The sequence below is a fragment of the Marinobacterium profundum genome, from assembly GCF_001528745.1.
GTDB classification, from domain to species: Bacteria; Pseudomonadota; Gammaproteobacteria; order Pseudomonadales; family Balneatricaceae; genus Marinobacterium_A; species Marinobacterium_A profundum.
The window spans coordinates 1-937 of the sequence record NZ_BCNS01000077.1 but is presented as its reverse complement, the minus strand read 5'-3'; the positions used below and the strand labels follow the sequence as shown (position 1 = coordinate 937).

Sequence of the window (937 nt, the reverse complement as noted above, 5' to 3'; positions counted from 1 at the left end):
GGCCCAGGCCGTTGCGTGCCAGTTCATCCAGCTGTTCGTCACTGGGCAGGTACTCCAGATCGCGGTTCAGGCGCCCGGCCCGCTCCAGTTGCTGCATCAGGCGGCGATGGTCGTTGATGCGCCTGGGGGCGACCTGATTGGCGGCACTGAGGATCTGGCATTGACCGTAACTATGCCTCAGTACCAGGCGGGCTATATCCTCGGTCATGCTTTCGAGCAGCGGATTGCGCTCGTCGGCATCGAGGGTGCCGGCGATCACCTGCTGGTTAAGCAGTATTTTCAGGTTGACCTCGTGGTCGGACGAATCCACGCCGCCGGCGTTGTCGATGGCATCGGTGTTTATCAGGCCGCCGTGGCGCGCGAATTCGATACGTGCACGCTGGGTCAGGCCCAGGTTACCGCCCTCGCCGATGACCTTCAGGCGCAGTTCGCTGGCGTCCACCCGCAGATTGTCATTGTTGCGATCGCCCACCTGATCGTGGTTTTCCTGGCTGGCCTTAATATAGGTGCCGATACCCCCGTTCCAGAGCAGATCCACCGGAGCCTTGAGGATGACCCGGATCAGCTCGTTGGGTGTAAAACGCGTCTGTTCGGTGCCCAGAGCGGCCTGTGCCTCGGGGCTCAGGTCTATATGTTTGGCGCTGCGCTTGTAGAGCCCGCCGCCGGCCGAGATCAGGCTCTTGTCATAGTCTTCCCAGCTGGAGCGAGGCAGCTCGAACAGCCGCTTGCGTTCCTGCCAGCTGGAGTCGGCATCGGGGGTCGGGTCGATAAAAATGTGCTGGTGGTTGAAGGCGGCCACCAGACAGATATGGCGCGACAGTAGCATGCCATTGCCAAAGACATCGCCGGCCATGTCGCCGACGCCGACAACGCTGAAATCTTCGCTCTGGCAGTTGCGGTTCTGTTCGCGGAACAGACGCTTGACCGACTCCCAGGC

Annotated in this window: 1 protein-coding gene; it reads right to left on the bottom strand. The window is 61.6% G+C overall.

The genetic code is table 11. The features are described 5' to 3' along the window. Window positions 1-937, bottom strand: a 937-nt coding sequence (locus MPRO_RS03555; RefSeq protein ID WP_162492530.1) for an NAD-glutamate dehydrogenase domain-containing protein, incomplete at both ends; no start/stop codon positions are given.